This is a genomic window from Hymenobacter tibetensis, from assembly GCF_022827545.1.
GTDB lineage: Bacteria > Bacteroidota > Bacteroidia > Cytophagales > Hymenobacteraceae > Hymenobacter > Hymenobacter tibetensis.
Genome location: NZ_CP094669.1, coordinates 3950052 through 3972341 on the forward strand (window position 1 = coordinate 3950052; position 22290 = coordinate 3972341).

Consider the following 22290-nt stretch of genomic DNA (forward strand, 5'->3'; position numbering starts at 1 on the left):
GCCTTCTCGTATTATTGGTTACATATGCTGCGTCACTCTTCTATTGCCCACCTGCTGGACGAAAGCTGTAAAATCTAGAATAAGCCATTATGTTGATACTGCTCGTTTGCTAGTGTTTAAAACAAGGCCAAAGCGCATCACAACGGAAGCTGCATTCTTTAGACACTTGTTTTATTGAAACCCTCCAAGCGTTAGAAACTGCTCTATTATGAAGCGTCGTAAATTTTTAAAGGGATTCGCAGGACTTACTGGACTTGGCTTTGTAAGTGGGCTTTACGCTTGGCAAGTAGAGCCCTTCTGGCTGGAATTTGTTGCCTTGGATATGCCAATCAAAAATCTACCTAAAGAACTGATTGGAAAAACCTTAATACAGATTAGTGATATTCATGTGGGTAAACGTTTTGACCACAAGTTTATAATTGAGTCTTTCGAAAAAGCCAAGACGTATGATCCTGACTTTGTCGTTTACACCGGTGATTATGTAAGTACTTATAAAGACGAAGTTCAGTATAGGGAATTAGAAGAAACGTTATCGAACTGTGTAAAGGGAAAAATTGCTACAGTCGGTATTTTAGGGAATCATGACTATGGTAAAAATTGGGGACAAGCTGAGGTAGCAGACAAAATAGGGCTACTGCTTGAAAAGAACGGCATTACGCTCTTACGGAATGAGCAGAAGGAATTTGCAGGGTTAAATATTATTGGCCTCGACGACTATTGGGGATTAAACTTTAATCCTCAACAGATTCTAACTGAATACAACAACGCTAAGCCATCAGTTTTACTGTGTCACAATCCTGATGTTTGTGATTTGGATGTGTGGAATGGATATGAAGGCTGGATACTAGCGGGTCATACACACGGTGGACAATGTAAACCACCCTTTCTGCCACCACCTTTGCTGCCGGTTAAGAACAGTAAATACAGTTCAGGAAAAATAGAGCTTTCAAATAATAGAACCCTCTATATCAACAGGGCACTTGGGCACTTATGGCAAATTAGATTTAATGTAAGACCTGAAATAACAGTATTTAAATTATCAGCGACATAAAGCAAAAACCTCGGCTAATAACAATATTGCTAATCCGCATCTAAACGACGACCGCCTGGCTCTTGTGGCAATAAAAAAAGTCCCGAAGGAAGCATGTAGCTTCTTGCGGGACTTCTGTTTTTCACCTGACAGGTTTTACATTTCTGCTAGCATTTCCCAACGGTCATTGAGTTGGGCCAGTTCTTTTTTCACCTGCTCGAATTTAAGCGTGGCGTCCTTTAACTGGGCGGCGTTCTGGTAAATCTGCGGGTCGGCAAGCTGCTTTTCGTAGACGGCCAGTTCCTTTTCCCGCTCGTCGATTTTCTTCTCCACATCAGCCAACTCTTTCAGCGCCTTTTTCTGGTCGGGCGAAGGAGTTTTGGCTGGTGTAGTTTCCACTTTCTTCTCTTCTTTCGGCAGTGGCTTAGGCGCTGAGGGCGAAGGTAAGCCGGCTTTCTTGGCGGCCTTTTCCCGGTCTTCCTGCCACTGCTCATATTCGGCGTAGGTGCCGGGGTATTCCTTTAACTGGTAGTCTTCGATGTACCAGATTTTGTTGGCCACATTCTCCACGAAGAACCGATCGTGGCTGATGACGATGTAAGTGCCTTCGTACTGGTCCAGGGCCTGAATCAGGATGTTCACCGACTGCATATCCAGGTGGTTGGTCGGTTCGTCGAGGAGCAGGAAGTTGGCTTCCGAAATCAGGGTTTTAGCCAGGGCCACGCGGCTTTTTTCGCCTCCGCTGAGCACCTTGATTTTCTTGTACACTTCCTCGCCCGTGAATAGGAACGAACCCAGTACGGAACGCAGCTCCATTTCGGTGCGCCGCGAACCAGCCTCAATCATCTCCTGCAGAATCTCGTTTTCGATGCGCAAGCTTTCCAACTGGTGCTGCGCATAGAACGACATGATGACGTTGTGGCCCAACTGGTGGTTGCCGTTGGTGGGTGCCTCTTGACCGGCCACCAAGCGCATCAGCGTGGATTTACCTTTGCCGTTGGCTCCAATGAGGGCAATTTTGTCGCCCCGCTCGATGTGCACGTGCGTGTCGCGGAAGATGATTTTCTCGCCGTATTTCTTGCCCACGTGCTCCATGCGCAGAATGTGGCGGCCCGGCGTTACGGTGAAGTTGAACTTGATGTTCACGCGGGCATCATCACCGGCTACGTCCTCGATGCGCTCCAGTTTGTCCAGGGCTTTCACGCGGCTTTGGGCCTGCTTAGCCTTGCTGGCCTTGGCCTTGAACCGCTCAATAAACCGCTCGGCCTGCTTGATTTGGGCCTGCTGGTTCTCGAAAGCGCCTTTCTGAATCAGGTTACGCTCTTCTTTTTCCTCGATGTAGTACGAATAGTTGCCAGCGTAAGGCACCAGCTTGCCGCCCGTTACTTCCACAGTGGTGTTAGTGGTGCGGTCCAGGAATTCCCGGTCGTGACTCACAATGATAACGGCGCCTTCGTAGCCCGCCAGGTAGTTCTCGATCCACTTGATAGACGGCAAGTCCAAGTGGTTGGTTGGTTCGTCGAGCAGCAGCAACGAGGGTTGCTGTAGCAGGATTTTGGCCAGCATTACGCGCATCCGCCAGCCACCCGAAAACAGCTTCAGCGGCTTCTGTAGCTCCTCGGTGGTGAAGCCGAGGCCTTCCAGAATCTCTTCGGCGCGGGCCTGCATGGTGTAGCCACCCAACGATTCGAAACGTTCCTGCAAATCAGCCAGCTTCTCGACCAAGTCGTCGGTGTAGTTGGTTTCGAACTCCTGCAGTACCACGTCGATCTTCTTTTGCACATCCAGAGCCTCGGCAAAAGCCTGCATGGCCACAATCAGGATGGGCTCGTGCGAATCGTAGCTCAGCAAGTCCTGGTTCAAGAAGCCAAGGCTTACGTCCTTGCTCATGGAAATGCTGCCACCGTCGGGCTTGTACTCGCCCACCAGAATGCGCAACAGCGTGGATTTGCCCCGACCGTTCAAGCCAATCAGGCCGATTTTGTCTTTGGGCTTTATGTGGAGGTTGGCTTTGTCGTAGAGCGTACGGGAGCCAAAATGAAAGTCTAGGTCGCTAATCGAAATCATCCTACTTTGCTATGAAGCTGCAAAGGTACGGTGTTGTTCCTAAAAGTATATCTATAAACGATGCCAGAATAGTTCATTTCTATAATATTACCTCAACCTTCGTTATTCACATCATCAATAATTCTCTTTAAATTAGCTTGATACTCATTTATAAGCACAGCCATCGAACTGAGAATATTTAACAACCTTTCAAGGCTCGTAGAAGCTTCTCTTCTTGCTTTTATAACGCTGCTACTTAACTTTGGAAAACCATCTACAGCATTCTTAAAAGTTCTTATTCCAACTTGAGCATTAGATATATTATCAATAAAAATATCAAAATGTTTAAAGGCACTTACTATTGATTCCTTATCAAGAATTATCATTTCATAATAATACTCAAGAGCATAGGAATATTGCTCGATAGCTTTGTTGAAATTTATTTCTAGACTATCTAATTCAGGATTTATATTATTAGAGAAATCAAGTAGATCACTTGCTATAGAATTTAACATGGCTATTTTAGCAGAGGTATCAATAGGCAATTTCGAAGCCTCTAGATATGACAAATTTTCTCCTTGCTTAACAATTCTATTTTTAACTATATCAACGTTGCTAACAATTTTAATCAAGTTGTCATTCCCAAGCCCAAAACACCTTTCTCCCTCATAAAGGTAATCAAGAACTCCTCTCTCGTCTTCTAAGTTATTCAAATCAACGTTGCTTTTACTTACTACCTCCTCATTTTTGAGCTTGTTTAGTTCTATAGTCTCTTTTGATTTCTGTTTGTTTTGTATTTCAAAAACCACTCTAGGTAGTTGTATTTTTAATAATTTTTCAAAATCCCTTACACTATCATATGGAAAATAATATAATCCCATTTCCGATACAGATTTTTTAAACGTCTTAACTAGAGAAAGTTGATCGATATCTATATCGTCAAGGCTTAAAGGTGCTCTGTTACAAAAATAGAACATAACATAAGGCTCGTCTTTATTATGCCTTGATTTTTCATACGCTCTGTTAAACTCCTCTTGCGTCCCTGAATCATAGCGTTTTGTAGGGGAGCCGAATTTTTTCCACATTATCCCAAGAAATATATCATAATCTTCACTCAATTGGTTATTAATTACATCTTGCCCGTCTTTGCCTAATCCAGGATTAGTATGAGTTTCCCATCTAACGAGTTCTAACCTAATATTCATGTGCTGCCCAGAAGTTAAATTAAATTCATTTATCACCTCTTCTGCAATTCCACGTTCGTCTGCAACATCTTGAGGTGATGCCAGAAAAATTTTCATTAAGGTTACAGTCTTTGCCATGTCTTTTTTTAGATACAAAAATTTGTATTGTCATTAAACTCCCTCAAACACTTCCGCCCACTCTATCTGCAGCTCTGGCAGCGTAGCCACCGGAATCAGGCCGGGCGTGTAGAACTCGCCGCGCAAGGCGTAGTGGCCGTCCTCGCTTAGCAGGTACACCACTACTTTTTCTGCTCGGGCGTTACCATTCAGTATTCGTGCACACCTACTTCTTCGTAGAGGTCGAATTTCTCTTTCGTATCACGTGCCACAGTGCCGGGACTCAGGATTTCAATTATCCAGTCGGGGGCACCTAGGCAACCTCGCTCGTCAAGCTTCTGTGGGTCGCAGATAACGCAGATGTCGGGCTGCACTACAGTTTCTATGCTGGCGTCGCCGTTGGGCGTGGTACGGGTTAGGCGCACATCGAAGGGTGCATGGTACATCTTGCAACTCTTGCCGCGTAGAAACTGCATAATGGGCAACTCAATGTTGCGCGTTATATCCTGGTGGGCGCGTTTGGGCGCGGGGTTCATTAGGCGCACTTTGCCCCGAATCAATTCCACCCAATCGGTTAGCTGCCACGTCAGGTAGTCGGCGTAGGTATAGCGGCGCGTCAGGTCGAGTTGAGAAAGCTGCGTTATGGGTTCCATAGCTGGGGCAGTCGGGAGTAGAGTAAAGATATACGAGTTCGAAGTGTCCTAAGCTGGTTGCTGATATCAATTCCTGGCGCTGCTCAAACCGCCCACCACGGCCGCCGTACAACGGAGTATGAAGCCCTTCCTCCTGCTTTTCGTTCTTGTTGCCCTGGCTGCCTGCACATCCGAGCGCGAATCGGCGGGGCGCAACCGGGAGGAAGTGGTACCGCCCACCGTGAAAGGTGAGGTATCCACCACGGAAGCAGTGGGCGAAACGGGCCGCAACCACGGCTATGTCCGGCGCTTGTATCAGGACAAGGGTCGCTACTACATCACGGTGGATTACATCCAGTTTCTGAGTGGGGAAGCCGCCGTGGCAGCAGCTCGGCGCAAGGGCGATGCGCAAGAAGAAGTAGTGAATGGCGACACCATCTATTCTGTGTTCGATGACCATTACATCATCAACGACGATGCCCAACAGCGGACGTTGCCGTTGGGTGAACAAGCTTTGTTCACGCTCTGGGACACCTCCGGCGACTTGCGCCAGTACACCGCTACAGCAGCAGAAATGCTGGAAAAAAACCAGGAGATGCTGCGTTACGTGCCCTTCATGGTGGAAACCAAGCAGGGCACCGTAACGAATCTGACAGAGCAGTACGTGCCCTGATTTGCGGCCGTAACAGACCTGTTAAGCGTTGCGTAGCGCTCTACTTCAACCGCCGAATGGCTGCTTTGATACAGCATAGTCGGCTATGGCACGCCAAGTTGTCGTATAAGGAACATCTACCACTCTTATTTTCATCCTGACTATGGCAACCACCAAAGCACCAGCCGATACCGACCAACCACTTGACGAACGCTCCACCAATGCTGCCCAAGGCAAGCAAGACGGTGGCGTAGTTGGCCAAAGCAGTGGCCGCCCCAGCTACGGCACCGGCGGCTACGAACTGAACCTAGACGCAGAAGCCGGTGACGAAGGCGGCTCCGGCAGCGCGTCTTCTTCTACTAGCAAAGCCCCACACGAGTCGTCGGAAGACGATAAGTAACTGCTTGAACCGAGCACAAGCATTACGAGAAGGAGCGCGAAGCATAAGCTTCGCGCTCCTTCTTTTTGAGGGCTTAACGGCTGGCTTTATGCAATTGGCTTTCCTGTATTTCCTGGTAAATCTTGCGGGTTTCCTTGACCTCTATATGGAGAGCTTCGCCATAGGTTAGGATGGCGCCGGCGAATAGCTCTAGTTCGGTGTCGGACTTATTGGAATTGACGTCTAGCTGCAAGGAGGTGGGCGTATGGTATGGAAAGGACCGGGCCTTCTGGAAGGTTTGGCTGATGATATCGGCCGGCAGCACAACTCCTTTTTCGTGCGCAATAGCCGCTATTTCCTGCATGATAGCCTGGGCCCGCTCACGTAAGCTGCTGTCTTCCTCGACCTGCCCAATCGACTTGTTGTAGCGCGCCGATACCAACCCGAAGCTGGCAATAAAGAAGAACTTAGTCCAGATGGCGGGGAATGCATCCGGCTGATACTCGATGGCAATGCCAGCATCGGCCAGGAGACCAACTACGTGTTGCGGTTGATACGCGGGCCGCTGCGGATCCTGCCCGACAATAATTCTACCTGGGTTGCCTTTGTGTTCTACTACCCCCTTTTCTTTGATGTGCGAGGCAACGTACACGCAGGCGGGCAGCACACTAGCCGCCGGAATAATTCGGCGGATTCGGTCGTAGATGTCCACGCCGTTCATTAGCGGCAGCAGCACCACATTATCGTGCAGAATTGGCTTTAGCTCGGTACAGATTTTCTCTAAATCGTACTCCTTGACGCAGATAACCACCACATCGACATCTGCTAGCTCCGCAACGGCTTGTACTAGCTTGGCTGGGCGGGTTACGCTGTGAGGATGTTCGGGCGAGAGCAGTGTTAACCCGTGTTCCTTCACGGCGTCGTAGGTTGCGCCACGGGCTACAAAGGTGATGTTGACGGCAGGATCGGGCGCATAAAACTGCGCCAGCTTAAACCCGAAATACCCGCCAACTCCCCCAAGTCCGACAATAGCCAGTTCTGTTGTTTTCATCTTGTCTTGTGCACTACCAAGATAGAAAGTGATTCTCTAGTTGCTGGTGCTAGATACAAAAAAGCCTCCCGAACGTGATTCGGGAGGCTTCTTATCGAGCAAGCTTTTCTACCCTACAAACGGCGGCTGGAACTGCGGCGCAATCCGTTTCTTCGAGGCTTGCTCGTAGGCGTACGCAACCGTTAGCAAGGGGCCTTCCGAGTAAGCGCCCCCCACAAACGACAACCCAACGGGCAAGCCATTGACAGCGCCCATCGGGACGGTGATGTGGGGGTACCCCGCCATAGCGGCAGGCGACGAAGAACCAGGGCCGCCGCCAGCATCGCCGTTGATTAGGTCGATGACGCGGGCCGGGCCGGTAGTGATGCCCACGATAGCATCGAGCTTGTTGGTACTGATGGCAGCATCGAGCACCTGCCGGGCCCCGAGGTGCGACTTACGAAGGGCAGCCTGGTATTTAGGGCTGCTTAGGCCTTCGAGCTTCTGCGAGGCTTCCAGGATTTCTTGCTGGAAGAACGGCATGGCCTTGGGCTTGTTTTGGGTGTTGAAGGCAATGACGTCGGCTAGCGTTTTGACGGGCATATTAGCCGTGGCTAAGTACTTGTTGACGCCGTCTTTGAACTCGTACAGTAGCACGTCGTACTCGGCTTCCCCGAAGGCGTCGCAGGGCTCGTCTACTTTCACTTCCACTACCGTGGCGCCTTGGGCTTTCAGCAGCTCTACTGCTTGCTTGAACAGCGGAATAGAACCAGAAACGCCCTCTAAGTGCCGCTTCTCGATACCTATTCGCTTGCCTTTAAGGCCATTAGCATCCAGGAATTTGGTGTAGTCGGGTTGAACTTTGCCGGCGCTTTCGTTGGTCACGGCATCGGCAGGGTCTTGGCCGGCTAATGCGCCGAGCAGAATAGCCGCGTCGCGCACGTTGCGGGCCATGGGGCCGGCGGTGTCCTGCGTGGCGGAAATAGGAATGATGCCACTACGGCTCAGCAACCCCACCGTTGGCTTGATACCCACGAGCCCGCAGCACGACGATGGCGACACAATAGAACCATCCGTTTCGGTCCCAATAGCCACCGCGCACAAATTGGCCGACACCGCCGAACCCGAACCGGCGCTGGAGCCGCTAGGCGTACGGTCGAGGATGTAGGGATTCTTGGTTTGGCCGCCGCGGCTGCTCCAGCCACTGGTGGAGCGCGTAGAGCGGAAGTTGGCCCACTCGCTCAGATTGGTTTTACCAAGTAGCACGGCCCCCGCGTCGCGCAGTTTCTTGACAATGAAAGCATCTTGCGTGGCTTTGTGGCCGGCCAGCGCCAGGGAGCCCGCAGTAGTTTGCTGTTTGTCGCCGGTGTCAATATTGTCTTTGATGAGCACCGGAATCCCGTGCAGCGGGCCGCGCACTTTGCCGGCTTTGCGCTCCTTATCAAGGGCATCGGCAATGGTGAGGGCGTCGGGGTTGACTTCGATAACCGAATTGAGCTTGGGGCCGGCTTTATCGAGTGTTTCGATGCGCTTCAGGTAGAGTTCGGTGAGCGAGCGGGCAGTGTGCTGGCCGTTGGCCATCTTCTCTTGTAGCCCGCTGATAGTGGCTTCGCTGAGTTCAAAGGAATCTGCTACGGAATTCGGAGCGCCATCAGTGGCCGTTGGCAACGTTGTGTTGGCCTCTGAGGTGCAGGCACTGGTGCCAAGAGTGGTAAGCGCAAAACCGGCCAAGGAACCGTTCCGCAGGAATAGCCTTCTGTTCATAGAGTCGTTTTTGCTGTAAGATAAACCCCTGTTCGTACTTCTTTTACTTCACCCGCAAACTATCCTGCCGGTGCGTAGGCACCGAAAACGCTTCGAGCAGCTGACCATCAGCTGAAACACGAACGCCAGTAAGGGCGTGGCCGTACACAGCCCCCGTATCCAGGTTCAAAGAATTGGACGCAAGGTCCCGGCTGTAGAGTCCATCGGGGGTGGGCGTGTGGCCAATGAGTTGCAGCTTGCCGATGTTGAGCAGTGGTCCGCGGTACCATAGTATTCCATCCGGGTTTTCTTCATCGAACGGATCAACCGTGTCGGATATGCCCGCATGGCTGGCAAACACGGCGTCGTTTTCCCAGTACAAAGGCCGTTCCTTGAGCCAGGCCAAGTGGGGCGCCAGCAATTCGGGTTGCGCCTCGTATTGCTGCTTGGTGAGGCTCCCACCCCATTCCAGCCAAGAGGTAGGCACCTTATGGGGGCTGTAGTAATCCAGCATGCCCGCTTCGTGGTTGCCCTTTAGAAACATGGTATGCTCGGGGTGCTGGGCGTTTAGCTCCATGGCTAAGCCCACGCACTCTGGCGCAAAGTTGCCGCGGTCCATCAGGTCCCCGAGTTGGATCAACCGTTCTTTTTTGGGCTGCCAGTGTTGCAGTAGTTCCCGGAAGGTGTGGTAGCACCCGTGTACATCACCAACGACAAACAAATTCATAGCCGCAAATGAAGTGATTTTGGGGCGCATCCAGGCCTAGGAAATCGAAATAACACTACCTCGCGCCCGTGGGCTTCGGCCAGTTCGTGGCAAACCGGCGGCAGGCCTTTCCCGTGCTTACGGCTGCGGAGTAGCAGTAGGGCTTTTGGGCTTGTTCCGGTGGCACTTCTCGCCGCAATACTTCACTTCATCCCACGAGTTGCGCCACTTCTTGCGGTATTCGAAGGGGCGGCCGCAGGTGAGGCAAATTTTGGTGGGCAGGTTGCCCTTGGTGAGTTTGGAGGGAACAGGCATAACGTGCTGGTCGGCAACTGAAGTGAGCACAAAAAAAGGCGGCTTTTCCAAGCCGCCTTTCTCAATAAAGCACCAGGGCACAGAAAGGTTTGTGCTGTCAACTACAGCGTAGCGTTTTATTTGCCTAGCTGCTGGCGTAGGGCCTGTACTTCCCGCTCCAACTCCAGGTTGCGGAAAGTTACTTTCACCTCCAGGTCGGCGTAGGCACGTTCCAGGTCTTGCTCGCGGCGGCGGAGGGCAAGCTCTGTTTCTTTCTGCTCATGAATGTCGGTGCAGGTGCCAAACCACTGCTTAATGGTGCCGTCGTCGTTGAACTGCGGCTGGGCTTGGCCTAGAAACCAACGGTAGCTGCCGTCTTTGCTTTTGAAACGGTACTCAATTTCGTAGAACTCGCCGGTAGCCAGTGAACGGCCCCATATTTCGCGGGCACGCTGCCGGTCGTCGGGGTGGAGCAAGTTGTTCCACATGTCGGGTCCGACACTGTCGGCCAGCGTGTAGCCCGTGAAGTTGGTCCAGCGCTGGTTGAAGTAGGTATGAAACCCCTCAGGGTCGGTGAACCACACCAATTGGGGAATCAATTCGGCCAAGAAACTGAATTGCTCTTCGGCCTGCCGGCGCAGGGTTTGTTCGTTGGAAATTGCAGTGTTCATAAGAGGACGACAATTAACAAGGGCGAGCAAGCTGGATTTCCATGCCCGACTGAAAATACAAGATGAGTTGGCTGTTCATGCCATCGGTAGAGCGGCGCAGGCGCGTAATAAGGGCGAGGGTTTGTTCCTGCAGCAGCTGCAATTCCAAGTAAGGGCGGTTCAGCAGATTGTCGCGCTGCATGCTCCAATTGCCGGTATCTTCGGCGTCGGAGGCATGCACGCGCAACGAACTAGGCCCTAAAGAAAGTTTGGTGGCTCGGGCCAAAGGGCTATCCGGGTTGTTGCGGTTCAACACCCGTTCTTCCACACACCATTCTCCAGTTAGATATTCATCGGGCACTTCGTGCAGATTAATATCAAAGAGAAGTTGAGTCATAAATAAGAGGCAAGTAGAAGTGTGGTTATGAGAAAGTCAGTACGGTTTGCAAATGAAAAAGGGTTACACCCTACTGTTTAGCTTAATGAATTATACTAATAAATAGTTCGCTTATTCTATGACACTGTTGAGGTTATATTGCTTTGCTGTTTACAATCAACTAGTTGGATGGTGAAATAAGTTTAATGCTACGCAAAAATACATGTACCAACAGACGAATAGCTAAAAAAGCAGTGTTCTTACTAGCTCGTAACTCGCCCAAAACAACCCGAACTGCATCTTCTATTTAGGCGTGGTGCATGCGGTGCAGCAACGCATAGCTACGCGGCGACATGAAGGAAGACCCCTGCATCAAGAACGTGAACAGAAAAAAGGACCGCTCCCACGCCGGGTGCATGGTGAACATCTTGTGGGCGGCGTAACGGTGCTGGAAAAACGTCTGCGCAAACAACGACAAATACCAGTGCGCCAAGAAGAAGGCAAGAGCAGCCATAAAGAAAATGTCAGGCGCTAGAAAAGGGGAAAGCCACGTACCTGCACAGTAGCACAAGGCTACACTCGCCCGAATTGTTCAGGTTCAGCTAGCTGATGTGGCACCCAATCGGGCGGGGTGGGTGGTTGCGCGCCTGTGCTCATGCTTCCTTGCGCCAACGGTACGGGCGGTGCTGGAATTTCTGGCGGCGAGTGATGTAGCCGCCTCCCCTACTCTCTTTCACTGATTTTCTTGGCTAGTACCGCCGGCACGCCAGCGCTGTTCAACATGCCACTCACAATGCCCTGCCGCCAGAGCGTGAAAGCTGAAAAGCGCAACTCCCGAGCCGACCGCATAGCACCGGACTTCAATTCCTCGCCGGGCTTGCGGGGATTGTTGTCGCGGAGGAAAACCCCGTTGACAACGGACGTTTCGAGGCGGTGCAGCACGCCTGGCCGGTTTTTGCCGTTCAGCAATTCCAGCTTCAGGTCGTGGTAAGAAGCCCACATAGTACCCTGGGCCTGCTGCCTGTCGAGCTGCATTTGGAAGCGGATTTGCTCGATCTGGCCGCTCCGCAGGCGCAACCCACGGGTGGGCGTAATCATCGGGTTGAGAACAGCCAGCGGCGTGGGGCCAAGGGTCCCGGTGAGGGTGTGCTTTCCTTGCGGGTCGAGCAGATTGGCCCGCAGCGTAACTTGGGCCTTGCATACTTTCTGAATGCGGCCGGTTAGCTGGCCTGTCATGGGCTGCGCGGCGTGCATGCGGCGCGGGTCGTTGCTGATGTTGAGCAGCGTACCGGTTAGCTGTTGCATGGCCAGCACGCCTGGCTGGGCGCTGCGCGGCGAGCGGTAGCTCATGCGCAGCCCCAGGTCCGCGATGCGCAGACGGCGCACATCCACTGGGAATGGCAGCCGACCAATGGCATCGGGAGTGGCTACCGACTGGTTGGGATTGATGGGAAAACGGCCGTCGCTCTCCGTTAGTACGCGGGCATTGCGCACTTCCACGTGCTGCGCCAATAGGCTTCCCTTGTCTAGCAATGCCTCCCAGTCGAAGCCGCTGGCCTGCACCTGCGGTATGCGTATCCTGGCATGCACCGACTGATGTCCCTTGCTTCGAGCCAGCGCTGCCACCGACATGGTAGGCCCTAAGGCCAGGTGGCTGAGAACGAAAATGCGACGACGCGTATCGGCCTGCAGCGCCCGGAAAGTGACGCGGTAGTAGGGCACGTCGAGGCGGAGGCGGCCGGGGCCGGTGCGTAGCATCCAAGCGCTAGCGTAGTAGAGCTGTCCTTGGGTATCGGGACGCAACTGCACATGTAGGGCCGTAACGTTGATGTCGCGCACGGCGGGGGCTTGTTCCACCCCCATGATCTGCACTTGGGCTTGCGTGAGGTGGAGCTTGCCTAAGCTGAAATTGGGCAAATAAGGGGCTAGCAGTTCGTGGAGCGGCGGGGGGGCTACGCTTGGGGCAGTAGCCAACAGCCGGAGTCCTGCTAACCGGAGCTCGTCAGCTTGAAATCGGCCCCTTGGCAGTCCGGCAGCGCGTAGCCCGTTCAGGCGGAGCTGGGGGAGCACGGCATCCACGCGCGCCGCTCTGCTTCGCTGGTTGCTGATGCTTTGCAGGGGCACCACCCGCACGGAGTCGAGCGTTAGTTGCTGCCTCATTGAAGAAAACGTGCCGTGTTGCAAACGCCCCACGTGGCCAGGCAGCCGCGCCAGCAAGCTTCGCACCTCCGCCTTTACGCTGGCTGCATACGCTAGCCGGGTGGTGTCGGCGGCTCCGGCGGCGCTCAAATCAAGGTCGGAAGCGGTAAGCGTGACTTGCTGCACCTGCACCTGGGTTTGCAGCACGGTTCCGTAGCGGGCCTTCATGTGCCGCACGGCTACGTAGCCTACCCGCACGCCGGGCAGCCCGAGGGGTAGTTGCTGATGCAGCGGCTTCGATGCGCTATCCGACGGACTGTTGGGTAGTATTCCGAGTTGTAGCTGAGGGGTTTCCAACACTATGCTTTGTATGGGCACCACCTGGCGCCGCACTGCGGCTCCCAACCCAATGCCTGCTATGCGCAGCTCCGCCAGATCCAGCGTAAGGTCAGGCAGCTTGGCAGGCGCGCCAGTGGCAGCAGCGTCCTTTTCCGACCGGACGTGCACCCCGCGCAACACCACTGTGCGCGACCATAAGTGCGTACGTAGCTCGTCGATTACCAAACGGTAGCGGCCCTGGCTGGCCGTAGCCATCTGCTTTTCCAGCGTGTAACGCAGCCAAGGATCAAGCAACGCCAACGCCACACACAGCACCAGCAGCACACCCGCCAGCAGCCATAGCCCTACACGCAGCCACCGCTTGGGACGGGGCGTAGTGGAAACGTCGTGTACGGCGGGCAAAGAAGAGTCTATCACGGTGGACCTTAGGCATGCGCTTACGGTAAACAGATAGGCTTAGGCTGGATTCAGTGCAACAGCAAGGAAATGCCACGGCCACGGCAGCCACTCCGCTCCTACGGCCATAAACCTTATCTTGGTTACGCTTAGCTGCTTCTATCTAGCTGTCTGTCTATCCGGCTGCTTGCACACGCGCACTGTCCCAGGCCGGTTCCCATCAGCATTTGCCCACTCGATGCGTCACCTCTAGTCTTTGCTGCCATGTCTGATACCGTCCAGCTCGCCGAAACCCTTCTTGCTTCCTTTCGCCATAGCTTTCGCAGCTACAAGTCGTTGGCCGACCGCGCGCTGCTGCAGCTCTCCCCCACCGACTGGCTGCACGTACCTGCTCCCGAATCGAACAGTATTGCGGTGGTGGTGCAGCACATGGTCGGCAACCTCAACTCCCGGTTCACTTATTTTCTGAGTTCCGACGGCGAGAAGCCCACCCGCCAGCGCGACCAGGAGTTTGTAGAACCCTCGTCGGCGGAAGTTGTGCCGGAACTGCAGGCGCAGTGGGAAGCCGCCTGGTTGCTGTTATTCGACTTGCTGGACGCGCTACAGCCCGCTGACTTGCTCCGGACCGTTACCATCCGGGGCGAAGCGCACACGGTACTGGCGGCCGTGCAGCGGCAGGTAACGCACTATGCCTACCACGTAGGACAGATTGTAATGAGCGCAAAAGCCCTGCGCGGCGCCCAGTGGCAAACGCTCAGCATCCCGCGCGGACAGAGCGAGCAGTTCACGCAGCAACTGCAGAACACCGCCAACCAAGTGTAGGCCTTTGGAGTTAAAGATGAAACTGAAAGCCAAGCAAATAACTAGAGCAGCCGGCATGCATCATCTCTCGGTTGCTTACAACCTGTCAGATTAGGGCTTACTTTCAAACGCCAACGGCTCTTGGCTACTGCCCGACAAAGCAAGACCACTGCTTGGTTTTCCGTTTCCATTCGTCTCCAAACCTGCTTCTGACTTTGCGATGCTTGCAATAACCTCTCTGTTGAACCCCCAGAACGCCGACCGGATCAACAGCATCATCAAGAGTTTGGAAACCGAATTTGGGCTTGATGATGTGCAGGCCACCGCTGATCCACATATCACGTATCAGTTGGCGGGGGTGCGCAAGTTGTCGGCTCTCAACCAGTGTCTGCGCGAGGTAGCACGCCAAACCGTGCCTTTTGTGGCGCACACCACCGGCTTAGGCCTGTTTCCGGGCCCCAATCCGGTTATTTACATCCCGGTTCTGCGCTCTGACGAGCTCAACCGCCTACATCAGCACATCCTGCATGCCACCAAGCCATTGTGCTTGCGCACCGACAAATTCAGTGGCCCCGATTGTTGGCTGCCCCACATTTCCCTGGCCCTCCACGACACCACTCCCGAGCTACTCGGCCCGGTGCTGCAGTACCTGAATCAGCAAACCTTCAACCTAAAAATCAGCATCAACAACATCACCATTCTACGCCAGGAAGGCGAGTTGTTTGTGCGGGAAAAACACTTCTCGCTCGAAGGTCATAAGCACAATAAAGCCCCGTTGCTTTTCGAATAACGCAGCTTTTGCAAACCGCGCCGCATCCATCCGGTTCTATTAAAGCTATACGAGCAAGCCCTGTCCTGCCGAGGCAGGAGGAATCCGGGTTGTTCCTTTCAACGACTTCACTCAGATTCCTCCTGCGTCGGCAGGATAGGGCTTATCTGGATAACTGCTGGGCTAGCCGCGTATGGTTTAACAGAGTTGGCCGGAGTCGGTGTCGCGTAGGACCCGTTCAAAATCCAGGTTATCGGTAAGATTCATCTCAATCCGTGAGTAGCTTTGCCGCTCTCATCAACCTTTTTCTGCTTATGTATCCCGTTCTACTTCTGCTGCACTCCTGGACCCGTTGGCTGGTACTTATTTTCGGCTTGATTGCCATCTTCCGCGCTTTCGGCGGTTGGCAGGGGCGCAAGGCCTGGGTGGGAGCTGATAATGGTATGGGAGCCGCCTTTGTAGGCTCCATGCATTTGCAACTGCTGCTGGGCTTGCTGCTTTACTTCGTGTACAGCCCCGTAGGGCTGCAAGGCATGAAAGTGGCTGGCGCTATGAAAGACCCCATTGCCCGTTTTTGGGGCGTCGAGCATATCACCGTTATGATTTTGGCTTGGGCCGCCGCTCAAATAGGCCGTAGCGTCTCCAAAAAGGCCTCCGATGCCATAGTTAAGCATAAGAAAGCCTTCATCTGGTTCACCGTTTCGCTGATCTTGGTATTGCTCATGATTCCGTGGGGCCTCGGCAACTGGAACCCCGCCCGGCCGCTGTTCCGCCTGTAAGCATCACACAAGCAACTGAATAGCTTCATCTGCTACTTCACTTCAGTTTGCTCAATAAAAAAGCCTCGTGTAGACGAGGCTTTTTTATTGAGCAAACTGACTGCCAGACGTAAGCACGGGTCTCAGCAAGCGGTAGCCTCTAGCTACCTGGCTTCAACTCGTGCCGTTAAATGCCTTGGCCGCCCGATACCTCAATACGCTGCGCGTCAATCCAGGCAGCTTCATCGGTGCAAAGGAAGGCTACTACGGGCCCGATGTCGGTGGGCAAGCCGACCCGGCCCATAGCTGTCAGGCTGGCAATGTGCGCGTTAATCTCCTTGTTGTCGCGGGTACGGCCTCCGCCGAAGTCCGTTTCAATGGCGCCGGGAGCCACAATATTGACGCGGATGCGACGGCTAGCTAGCTCCTTGGCTTGGTACTTAGTGAGCGTCTCCACGGCCGTTTTCATGCTGGCGTAAGCCGAGGAATTGGGGTAAATGATGCGCGTCAGACCCGACGAAATGTTGATGATACCGCCCCCATCATGGAGTAGCGGCAGCGCCTTTTGGGTCAGGAAAAAAGGACCTTTCAAGTGGATGTTCATCACCTCATCAAATTGCTGCTCCGTGGTTTCGGCAAATGGGGCGTAGAGCCCGGTACCGGCGTTGTTGACGAGAAAATCGAACCGGTCGGTGCCGAAGGTGCTGCTTAGGGTGGTCTTCACTTGCTCTAGAAAAGCGTCGAAGGACCCAACATTGGAAGCATCAAGTTGCAGGGCCGCGGCCTTGCGGCCCTGGGCCTGGATTTCGGCTACTACAGCGGCAGCTTCGTCCTGCTTGCTGTGGTAAGTCAGGATGACGTCGATGCCTTTCTGGGCGAGGTTGAGGGCCATGTTCTTGCCGAGGCCGCGGCTGCCGCCCGTTACGAGGGCTATTTTGCTGGTGCTCATAGATTCAGGGGGTTAAGATGACACTACAAAGGTGGTTGCCGGTGTCGCCCGAAACATGGTGAGTAGTTCAGTTTAAATGGTGACAGTTTCCGTTTTCCTGCGGAGCGTGAGCAATACCAGCACACAACTGAGGTTGAGTTCTCCTACTCCTAGCTTTTACTTCCATATAACCTGCTCTGCGTAAGGAAAGAATTCCATCCGGCAGAATGAAGTGCGCCTTCCCCGGCAGGTGCTGTTCGGCATCAGTCTAGTTTTGCGTTGCAGGAACTATACACTTCCTGCTTTCTGCCACACGCGCATTAGCGCTCTGAAGCTACTATTGACAGGCTACAACTATACACATGCGCTGCGCTATTTCGGCGCTAAACAGGTAGTGCCAATAAGCAAGGCTTATAAGGCCCAGACCCGCACCCCAATCCATCCATGGGTTAAAAGCACGACCGTCAGGTAGGTTAGGAAGAAGGCGTTGAAGGCTAGCACGCCTCTGACCCATGGACTTTTCACTTGTGACCATTGCTTAACCAGCATTCCAAGCGCCGCCATGGTAAATATTCCAAAAAACAGTGACAACAAAAATATAGTGAGCGAGGCAGGGTTAATTGAATTAAAAGCAATTTTGTTTTCATAATCAGTGACAGTCATTACTCTATAGGCAATAATACCTGCACTAACTGCTAACCCCGGCAAGACACCAACCAAATACAGGTTACGACTAATTTTATTTGATATAATTAATAATAGCCAAACGACTGTCCATAAACTGGCCGCTACTACTGCTAACGCCGACAGAGCAAAAAATAACTGCTCAAGCAAAACAGGTAAATAAGCAGTTTGCTCATAGTACTGGTGCGTATAAGCCTGCATGGAATTTTTCCCCAAACTATCGGTGATAAGAACTACAGAAGCGTGGCGTTCATTTTTTCGTTTAAATAACATACCTCGCTCCCACTCCAACGTATCGGGTTGGCCCAAAAATGGCTTGATAATTATTTTATCTTTCCACTGGGAAAAGTGTACTCCCCTTATAATGCGTTGAATAAAATCCCATTGTTCGCTCCGAATGTTGAGCGGTTTATAATATCCAACAAAAGCGTTTAGAAAAACAGGTTTTATTTTTCGAGGTACTGCTACAGATATAAAAGGCGGTAAGTCTTTTGTCAAGAAATTCTCAACCAAAACAGAAATTCTCCACATGCCTTTGCCACCGTTATTGGCAATGGCGTATCCAATACGGCGCTGCCGGTCGTAATTAAACAACGATTCAAATCCGTCCCCGCCTCCTGCATGACCTCGGAAGTTGGCTTTGGGATGGTTATAAAAGGTGCTATTTCCCAAAGCGTACCCCGTCTGAAGTCCTGCCTTAGCAGCTGCGGTGCTATGAATGGTTTCCATGGCAGAGAGGTAAGAAGCCGCCAGCCATGGTTTGCCGTTGACCTGCCAGTCGGCAAGGAAAAAAAGGAGAAATCGGGTCATATCTTCAGCACAAGAATGCAATGTTCCATGTGCCCCGTTTCCAGCCGGTACGTAGAAAGGAAAGGGCCTGTACGTTCCGTTTTCAACCCGATACCCACGCGCATATTTCTCTGGCTTCTTGATTCTCACATCGAAATCAGATGTATGCATTCCCAACGGTTTCAGCAGCACCTGTTGCAAGTAGTTGTCCCAGCGCATACCAGAATACCGCTCGATCAGATAGCCCAGTAGCGCATAATTGGCATTCGCATAAGAACTAGCCAACCCCGGCTGCCATCTAGACACCAAACAGGTCTGGTAAAATCGGACAGCCGCTAGGCCAGTAAGGTTGGTGGCCGTGGTATTGTATACCATGTTCAGGTGCGAATCGTCGAATCCAGTTGAATGCTCCAGCAACTGCACCACCCGCACCGGATGGGTTCCCTCCCAGGAGTTCTCATAGTGCACTTCCGGCGCAATGTCACTTAGCTTGTCTTCCAGCCGCAATTTTCCTTCTTCTACAAGCTTAAGAACACCTAGTGCTACACACATCTTGTTGATGGAGCTTAAGTGAAACAGCGTCTTACCGTTTACCTGCTGGCCGGTTTCCACTACTGCCATCCCTAGCCCCCCCGAAAACACCACTGAATCCTTTGCTACAATAGACAGCATAAGCCCTGGCATCTGCTCTTGCTGCATCACGTTTTTGATTTCGGTGAGCAACTCCGGCAGCGTAGAAGGAGAAGGAGGTGTCTGAGCTGACGCCTGACTACAAGCGAACAGTGAAACGAAGAAAATCAGCCTTCTTAGCATGACCATAAGGAGGAACGGTGGAGTGTGGTGGAGTGTGATGCAATGCGCAACAGAAGACTGAAGTGCTGGGCAAATGTCTTGCACCTCTTCACCGGAGTCGTTCGTCTGTATCCGTTCGAACAGCCTTCAGGCTATCGTGACGTACCATTGCATCCAGGTAATCACCTTGCGGGGTTCTGTTCCCGTGTCCAACCTGCTGGCCTTATTCTACCTTCTTGTACTGGCGTGAGCGTGCGTATGTCTTTATTCCACCAGTCATACGTAGCGTAGGAGCATCGCCCCTCCTAGAAAGAGCCCCCTACCTGTACTACTATGGGGTTACTTGACAGTACACTTAGAACGTTTTTGTAATTGTCATTTCAGGAACTAGCCATTTTTTATATTACACTGCCTATATAGTTTATAACCAGAAAAAAACAGTTCTGCCAATATGCATATCATCTACACACTTGCTAGCGGAAGCCTTTTACTGCTAGCTTTTTTAACGTTTACTAATCCCAGAAATGTAAATAAGAAGGCCAACCACTGGTTGGGTGTTTTTCTTTTCAGCTTTGCGTGCCTTTTGCTGGATCGTGTATTACCCGATACAGCTATCTATAAGAAATACCCTCATCTGCTTGGGTTGACGGAACTAACCCGGTTTGCAATGGCACCTTCTTTATATATGGGTGTTGTATACTTCACTTATCCGGATCGAAAATTTCATAGGAAAGACCTACTGCATTTTATTCCCTGCTTGCTCTTTCTATTTTATATAATTCCCTTTTTTCTTCACACAGCAGAAGAGAAACGCGCCATCCTAGCGGGACATTTTCCTTTGCCTAATGCGCTTACTGCCCTTATAGGCAGATGTATGTTTTATGCCATAAAAATTCAGATCATACTATATTGGGTAGCAGCTTATATACGATTGCGCCGACATCAACAGAACGTCCAACTATTTGCTTCAAATATTGGAAATATTGGTCTGGGCTGGATGCGGTATTTCTTATTGAGTTTAGTGTCGCTGATCTTTCTGTGGTTCAATGAGCTTTTCTTTCACATCCAACCGCTTATTGCGCTAACTCCTTGGCTGTTTCTCGTGGCTGTTTATTGCATTAGCTATTTTTCACTTCGCCAGCCAGAAATCTTTGATTTTCCGGAACCAGAAGTAGTCGAGATAAGGCAGATTATACAAGAACAAGTACAAGACAAAAAGGCGGTTCTACCCCGGATAGCAGCCGATCAGATGCAACCTCTCAAAGACAGGTTATATCAGTTGATGCATCTTGAAAAAATGTATCTGGAGGCTGAATTAGGCTTGCCCGATTTGGCGAAACGCATGAAGCTCTCCTCGCATGAACTTTCCTACCTGCTCAATGAAGGACTTGGAAAGAATTTCTTTCAGTTCATCAATGAGTACCGAGTAGAAGAGGCCAAACGGTTGTTGCTTTCCGACCAACATCGCCACCTCAATATGCTGGGCATAGCCTACGAAGCAGGGTTTAGCTCTAAAACAACGTTTAATACCACCTTCAAGAAGGTGGTTGGCCAGTCGCCAAGCCAGTTCGTACAGGCCCATACCACTCAACACCTAAAAGAAGCGCTTGAGTAACTCCAAGCCGCCGGAAACTGACGAAAAACAACGAGGCACGTAAAATGACCCACTCTGCCAGGCCCAAAATCTTTGTATTGGGTGAGTTCATACGGGTGTGGTGTACACCTTAGATTGGAAATACTCCTTTCCTAAGCGCCGGGTATACCTAACCTTGTGTCAAACACCAGTGACTTGTCTTCACAAACCCGGTATGTCGCTCGGCTTACACTTGCTTTCGATAGGATTTGAGCGTGCAGCCTCCGAAGAGCTCAAAAAAACTTGCGGAGGTTAATAGCAATGACGGCTACCGTTGAGGCTAAGTGCTTTTGACCCGCTCTGCCCTTCAATCCAATTGGCTATACATATGCAATGGTCGGGAGGAAACCCTGCACACCGCTTATCAGGCGTTGAGACCCAAGCCGGAGTACTATCGGGGGCGGTGCGCACGTGAAAGCCAGCAACGTAGTGACTGATGACAAGCACTTCCGCTCATACTTATGACCTTATTTAGAACCCTATGTTAGTTGAGGCAACTTCGTCGTTGTGGGGTTGAGCATTATTTACAGTAGTATTCTATGCCGCCTACTATTTGGGCTACTATCGTTTTTTGGGGGCTATTGTGGGCAGGTTTCTGCGTTGGCCTGTGCGCCGGATTTTGGCGCGCTACTCCTCGCCTATTGAGCTGGGCCGCGTTGGCGTGCGTCGTGCATTACTACACGTTGCGGCTGGTGCCCTCCTGGCCTATATGGGCCTATTGGCTGCACTTGGTAACAACTGACGAGTTACGCCAACTGTCTTGGCCTGTTCCCTTAAACTGGGTTGGCAAGAGCTTGGGGGTGCTGTGCTCGTTGGGGTGGGTTTATGCCTTAAGGCGCGCTACGCCCGCCGCAGCCGGCTTGGTACAGCCCACTCCTGGGTCGGTACGGGCGGTGGCGCCAGCAGTGTTGGTTGTGGCGGTTGGCCTGCTAGGAGAAGCGTATGCCTCACGCTTCAACTTCCTTTCTTTAACTGCCGGCCAGCACCTATACTACCTAACCCTGCCTGGCCTGGACGAAGAATTGTTTTACCGCGGAGCGCTGTTGGGCTTGCTAGCTCCTGGGTTGCCCCGCGTTTTGCCCTTGCCCGGTACACGCACGAGTTGGGGCGGGGTGGTAGGGGTCCTGCTGTTTACGTTGGGGCACGGCCTAGGCTTTCCAGATAGGCTCTTCGAGTTGGGATTCGGTGCAGACTTCTGGCGCTACGTGCGGGCTTGGTGGTCCCCAACTCATTTCCCGCTACACACGGTACTCTTTCAATTGGGAATGGGCACGTTTTTCTTGTGGGTGCGTGAGCGTACGGGCTCGGCATGGGTAGCTGCGGCAGTGCATTGTCTTATGAACGGTTGTCTCGCCCTAGGCCATGCTATGGGGTAAGATCCCAACCGAGCAACGGCAATCGGTTGAGAGTTGGCTTCACCACG

21 protein-coding genes and 1 pseudogene are annotated in these 22290 nt (G+C 52.2%); 8 read left to right on the plus strand and 14 right to left on the minus strand.

What is annotated here, in order from left to right:
• The first annotated feature begins 208 nt into the window (after positions 1 to 208).
• The gene (locus MTX78_RS15750; protein WP_243796157.1) at positions 209 to 1051 is read left to right on the plus strand and encodes a metallophosphoesterase; all 843 of its coding nucleotides are present in this window, start codon (positions 209 to 211) and stop codon (positions 1049 to 1051) included.
• Positions 1052 to 1186: 135 nt separating this feature from the next.
• Here MTX78_RS15750 and MTX78_RS15755 read toward each other — a convergent pair whose 3' ends face one another.
• From MTX78_RS15755 to MTX78_RS15765, 4 genes are all read right to left on the minus strand, one after another.
• Positions 1187 to 3097, minus strand: coding sequence for an ABC-F family ATP-binding cassette domain-containing protein (locus MTX78_RS15755; protein WP_243796158.1), 1911 nt, complete (start codon positions 3095 to 3097; stop codon positions 1187 to 1189).
• Positions 3098 to 3189: 92 nt separating this feature from the next.
• Complete coding sequence (locus tag MTX78_RS15760; protein ID WP_243796159.1) at positions 3190 to 4398, minus strand: DUF4062 domain-containing protein; 1209 nt, start codon at positions 4396 to 4398, stop codon at positions 3190 to 3192.
• A 33-nt stretch (positions 4399 to 4431) separates the two neighbouring features.
• On the minus strand, positions 4432 to 4560 hold the full coding sequence (locus MTX78_RS25280; protein WP_262924441.1) for a hypothetical protein: 129 nt from the start codon (positions 4558 to 4560) through the stop codon (positions 4432 to 4434).
• Between the two features lie 26 nt (positions 4561 to 4586).
• Positions 4587 to 5030 (minus strand): Uma2 family endonuclease, encoded by a 444-nt coding sequence (locus MTX78_RS15765; protein ID WP_243796160.1) that lies wholly within the window; start codon positions 5028 to 5030, stop codon positions 4587 to 4589.
• Positions 5031 to 5148: 118 nt separating this feature from the next.
• Between MTX78_RS15765 and MTX78_RS15770 the strand changes: the two genes are divergently transcribed.
• Both MTX78_RS15770 and MTX78_RS15775 read left to right on the plus strand, forming a co-directional pair.
• Positions 5149 to 5682: a hypothetical protein gene (locus MTX78_RS15770; protein WP_243796161.1), complete on the plus strand. Its 534-nt coding sequence runs from the start codon at positions 5149 to 5151 to the stop codon at positions 5680 to 5682.
• Positions 5683 to 5824: 142 nt separating this feature from the next.
• Positions 5825 to 6061 (plus strand): hypothetical protein, encoded by a 237-nt coding sequence (locus MTX78_RS15775; protein ID WP_243796162.1) that lies wholly within the window; start codon positions 5825 to 5827, stop codon positions 6059 to 6061.
• 73 nt (positions 6062 to 6134) lie between these two features.
• Here MTX78_RS15775 and MTX78_RS15780 read toward each other — a convergent pair whose 3' ends face one another.
• The 8 genes and pseudogenes from MTX78_RS15780 to MTX78_RS15815 all read right to left on the minus strand — a co-directional run bounded on the left by MTX78_RS15780 (position 6135) and on the right by MTX78_RS15815 (position 13734).
• Entirely contained in the window at positions 6135 to 7091 is a 957-nt protein-coding gene (locus MTX78_RS15780; RefSeq protein ID WP_243796163.1) for a ketopantoate reductase family protein, read from the minus strand.
• Positions 7092 to 7199: 108 nt separating this feature from the next.
• On the minus strand, positions 7200 to 8834 hold the full coding sequence (locus tag MTX78_RS15785; protein ID WP_243796164.1) for an amidase: 1635 nt from the start codon (positions 8832 to 8834) through the stop codon (positions 7200 to 7202).
• A gap of 43 nt (positions 8835 to 8877) precedes the next feature.
• On the minus strand, positions 8878 to 9540 hold the full coding sequence (locus MTX78_RS15790; RefSeq protein WP_243796171.1) for a metallophosphoesterase family protein: 663 nt from the start codon (positions 9538 to 9540) through the stop codon (positions 8878 to 8880).
• A gap of 117 nt (positions 9541 to 9657) precedes the next feature.
• Positions 9658 to 9834, minus strand: coding sequence for a DUF2256 domain-containing protein (locus MTX78_RS15795; protein WP_243796172.1), 177 nt, complete (start codon positions 9832 to 9834; stop codon positions 9658 to 9660).
• 116 nt (positions 9835 to 9950) lie between these two features.
• Entirely contained in the window at positions 9951 to 10484 is a 534-nt protein-coding gene (locus MTX78_RS15800) for a PAS domain-containing protein (RefSeq protein ID WP_243796174.1), read from the minus strand.
• A gap of 13 nt (positions 10485 to 10497) precedes the next feature.
• Positions 10498 to 10860, minus strand: a complete 363-nt coding sequence (locus tag MTX78_RS15805; RefSeq protein WP_243796176.1) for a hypothetical protein — start codon at positions 10858 to 10860, stop codon at positions 10498 to 10500.
• A 289-nt stretch (positions 10861 to 11149) separates the two neighbouring features.
• Positions 11150 to 11353 (minus strand): annotated as a pseudogene (locus MTX78_RS15810) (acyl-CoA desaturase); the annotation flags it as partial.
• A 209-nt stretch (positions 11354 to 11562) separates the two neighbouring features.
• Complete coding sequence (locus MTX78_RS15815; protein WP_243796178.1) at positions 11563 to 13734, minus strand: DUF748 domain-containing protein; 2172 nt, start codon at positions 13732 to 13734, stop codon at positions 11563 to 11565.
• A gap of 243 nt (positions 13735 to 13977) precedes the next feature.
• Between MTX78_RS15815 and MTX78_RS15820 the strand changes: the two genes are divergently transcribed.
• The 3 genes from MTX78_RS15820 (at position 13978) to MTX78_RS15830 (ending at position 16062) form a co-directional block, all read left to right on the plus strand.
• Positions 13978 to 14535, plus strand: a complete 558-nt coding sequence (locus MTX78_RS15820) for a DUF1572 family protein (RefSeq protein ID WP_243796180.1) — start codon at positions 13978 to 13980, stop codon at positions 14533 to 14535.
• 199 nt (positions 14536 to 14734) lie between these two features.
• The gene (locus tag MTX78_RS15825; protein ID WP_243796182.1) at positions 14735 to 15304 is read left to right on the plus strand and encodes a 2'-5' RNA ligase family protein; all 570 of its coding nucleotides are present in this window, start codon (positions 14735 to 14737) and stop codon (positions 15302 to 15304) included.
• Positions 15305 to 15597: 293 nt separating this feature from the next.
• Positions 15598 to 16062: a hypothetical protein gene (locus tag MTX78_RS15830; RefSeq protein WP_243796183.1), complete on the plus strand. Its 465-nt coding sequence runs from the start codon at positions 15598 to 15600 to the stop codon at positions 16060 to 16062.
• A gap of 166 nt (positions 16063 to 16228) precedes the next feature.
• Here MTX78_RS15830 and MTX78_RS15835 read toward each other — a convergent pair whose 3' ends face one another.
• Both MTX78_RS15835 and MTX78_RS15840 read right to left on the minus strand, forming a co-directional pair.
• The gene (locus MTX78_RS15835) at positions 16229 to 16990 is read right to left on the minus strand and encodes an SDR family NAD(P)-dependent oxidoreductase (RefSeq protein WP_243796185.1); all 762 of its coding nucleotides are present in this window, start codon (positions 16988 to 16990) and stop codon (positions 16229 to 16231) included.
• 390 nt (positions 16991 to 17380) lie between these two features.
• Positions 17381 to 19255, minus strand: coding sequence for a serine hydrolase domain-containing protein (locus MTX78_RS15840; RefSeq protein ID WP_243796186.1), 1875 nt, complete (start codon positions 19253 to 19255; stop codon positions 17381 to 17383).
• A 430-nt stretch (positions 19256 to 19685) separates the two neighbouring features.
• Between MTX78_RS15840 and MTX78_RS15845 the strand changes: the two genes are divergently transcribed.
• Positions 19686 to 20849, plus strand: a complete 1164-nt coding sequence (locus MTX78_RS15845) for a helix-turn-helix domain-containing protein (RefSeq protein WP_243796188.1) — start codon at positions 19686 to 19688, stop codon at positions 20847 to 20849.
• A 557-nt stretch (positions 20850 to 21406) separates the two neighbouring features.
• Positions 21407 to 22243, plus strand: a complete 837-nt coding sequence (locus tag MTX78_RS15850; protein ID WP_243796190.1) for a CPBP family glutamic-type intramembrane protease — start codon at positions 21407 to 21409, stop codon at positions 22241 to 22243.
• Positions 22244 to 22290: the final 47 nt, after the last annotated feature.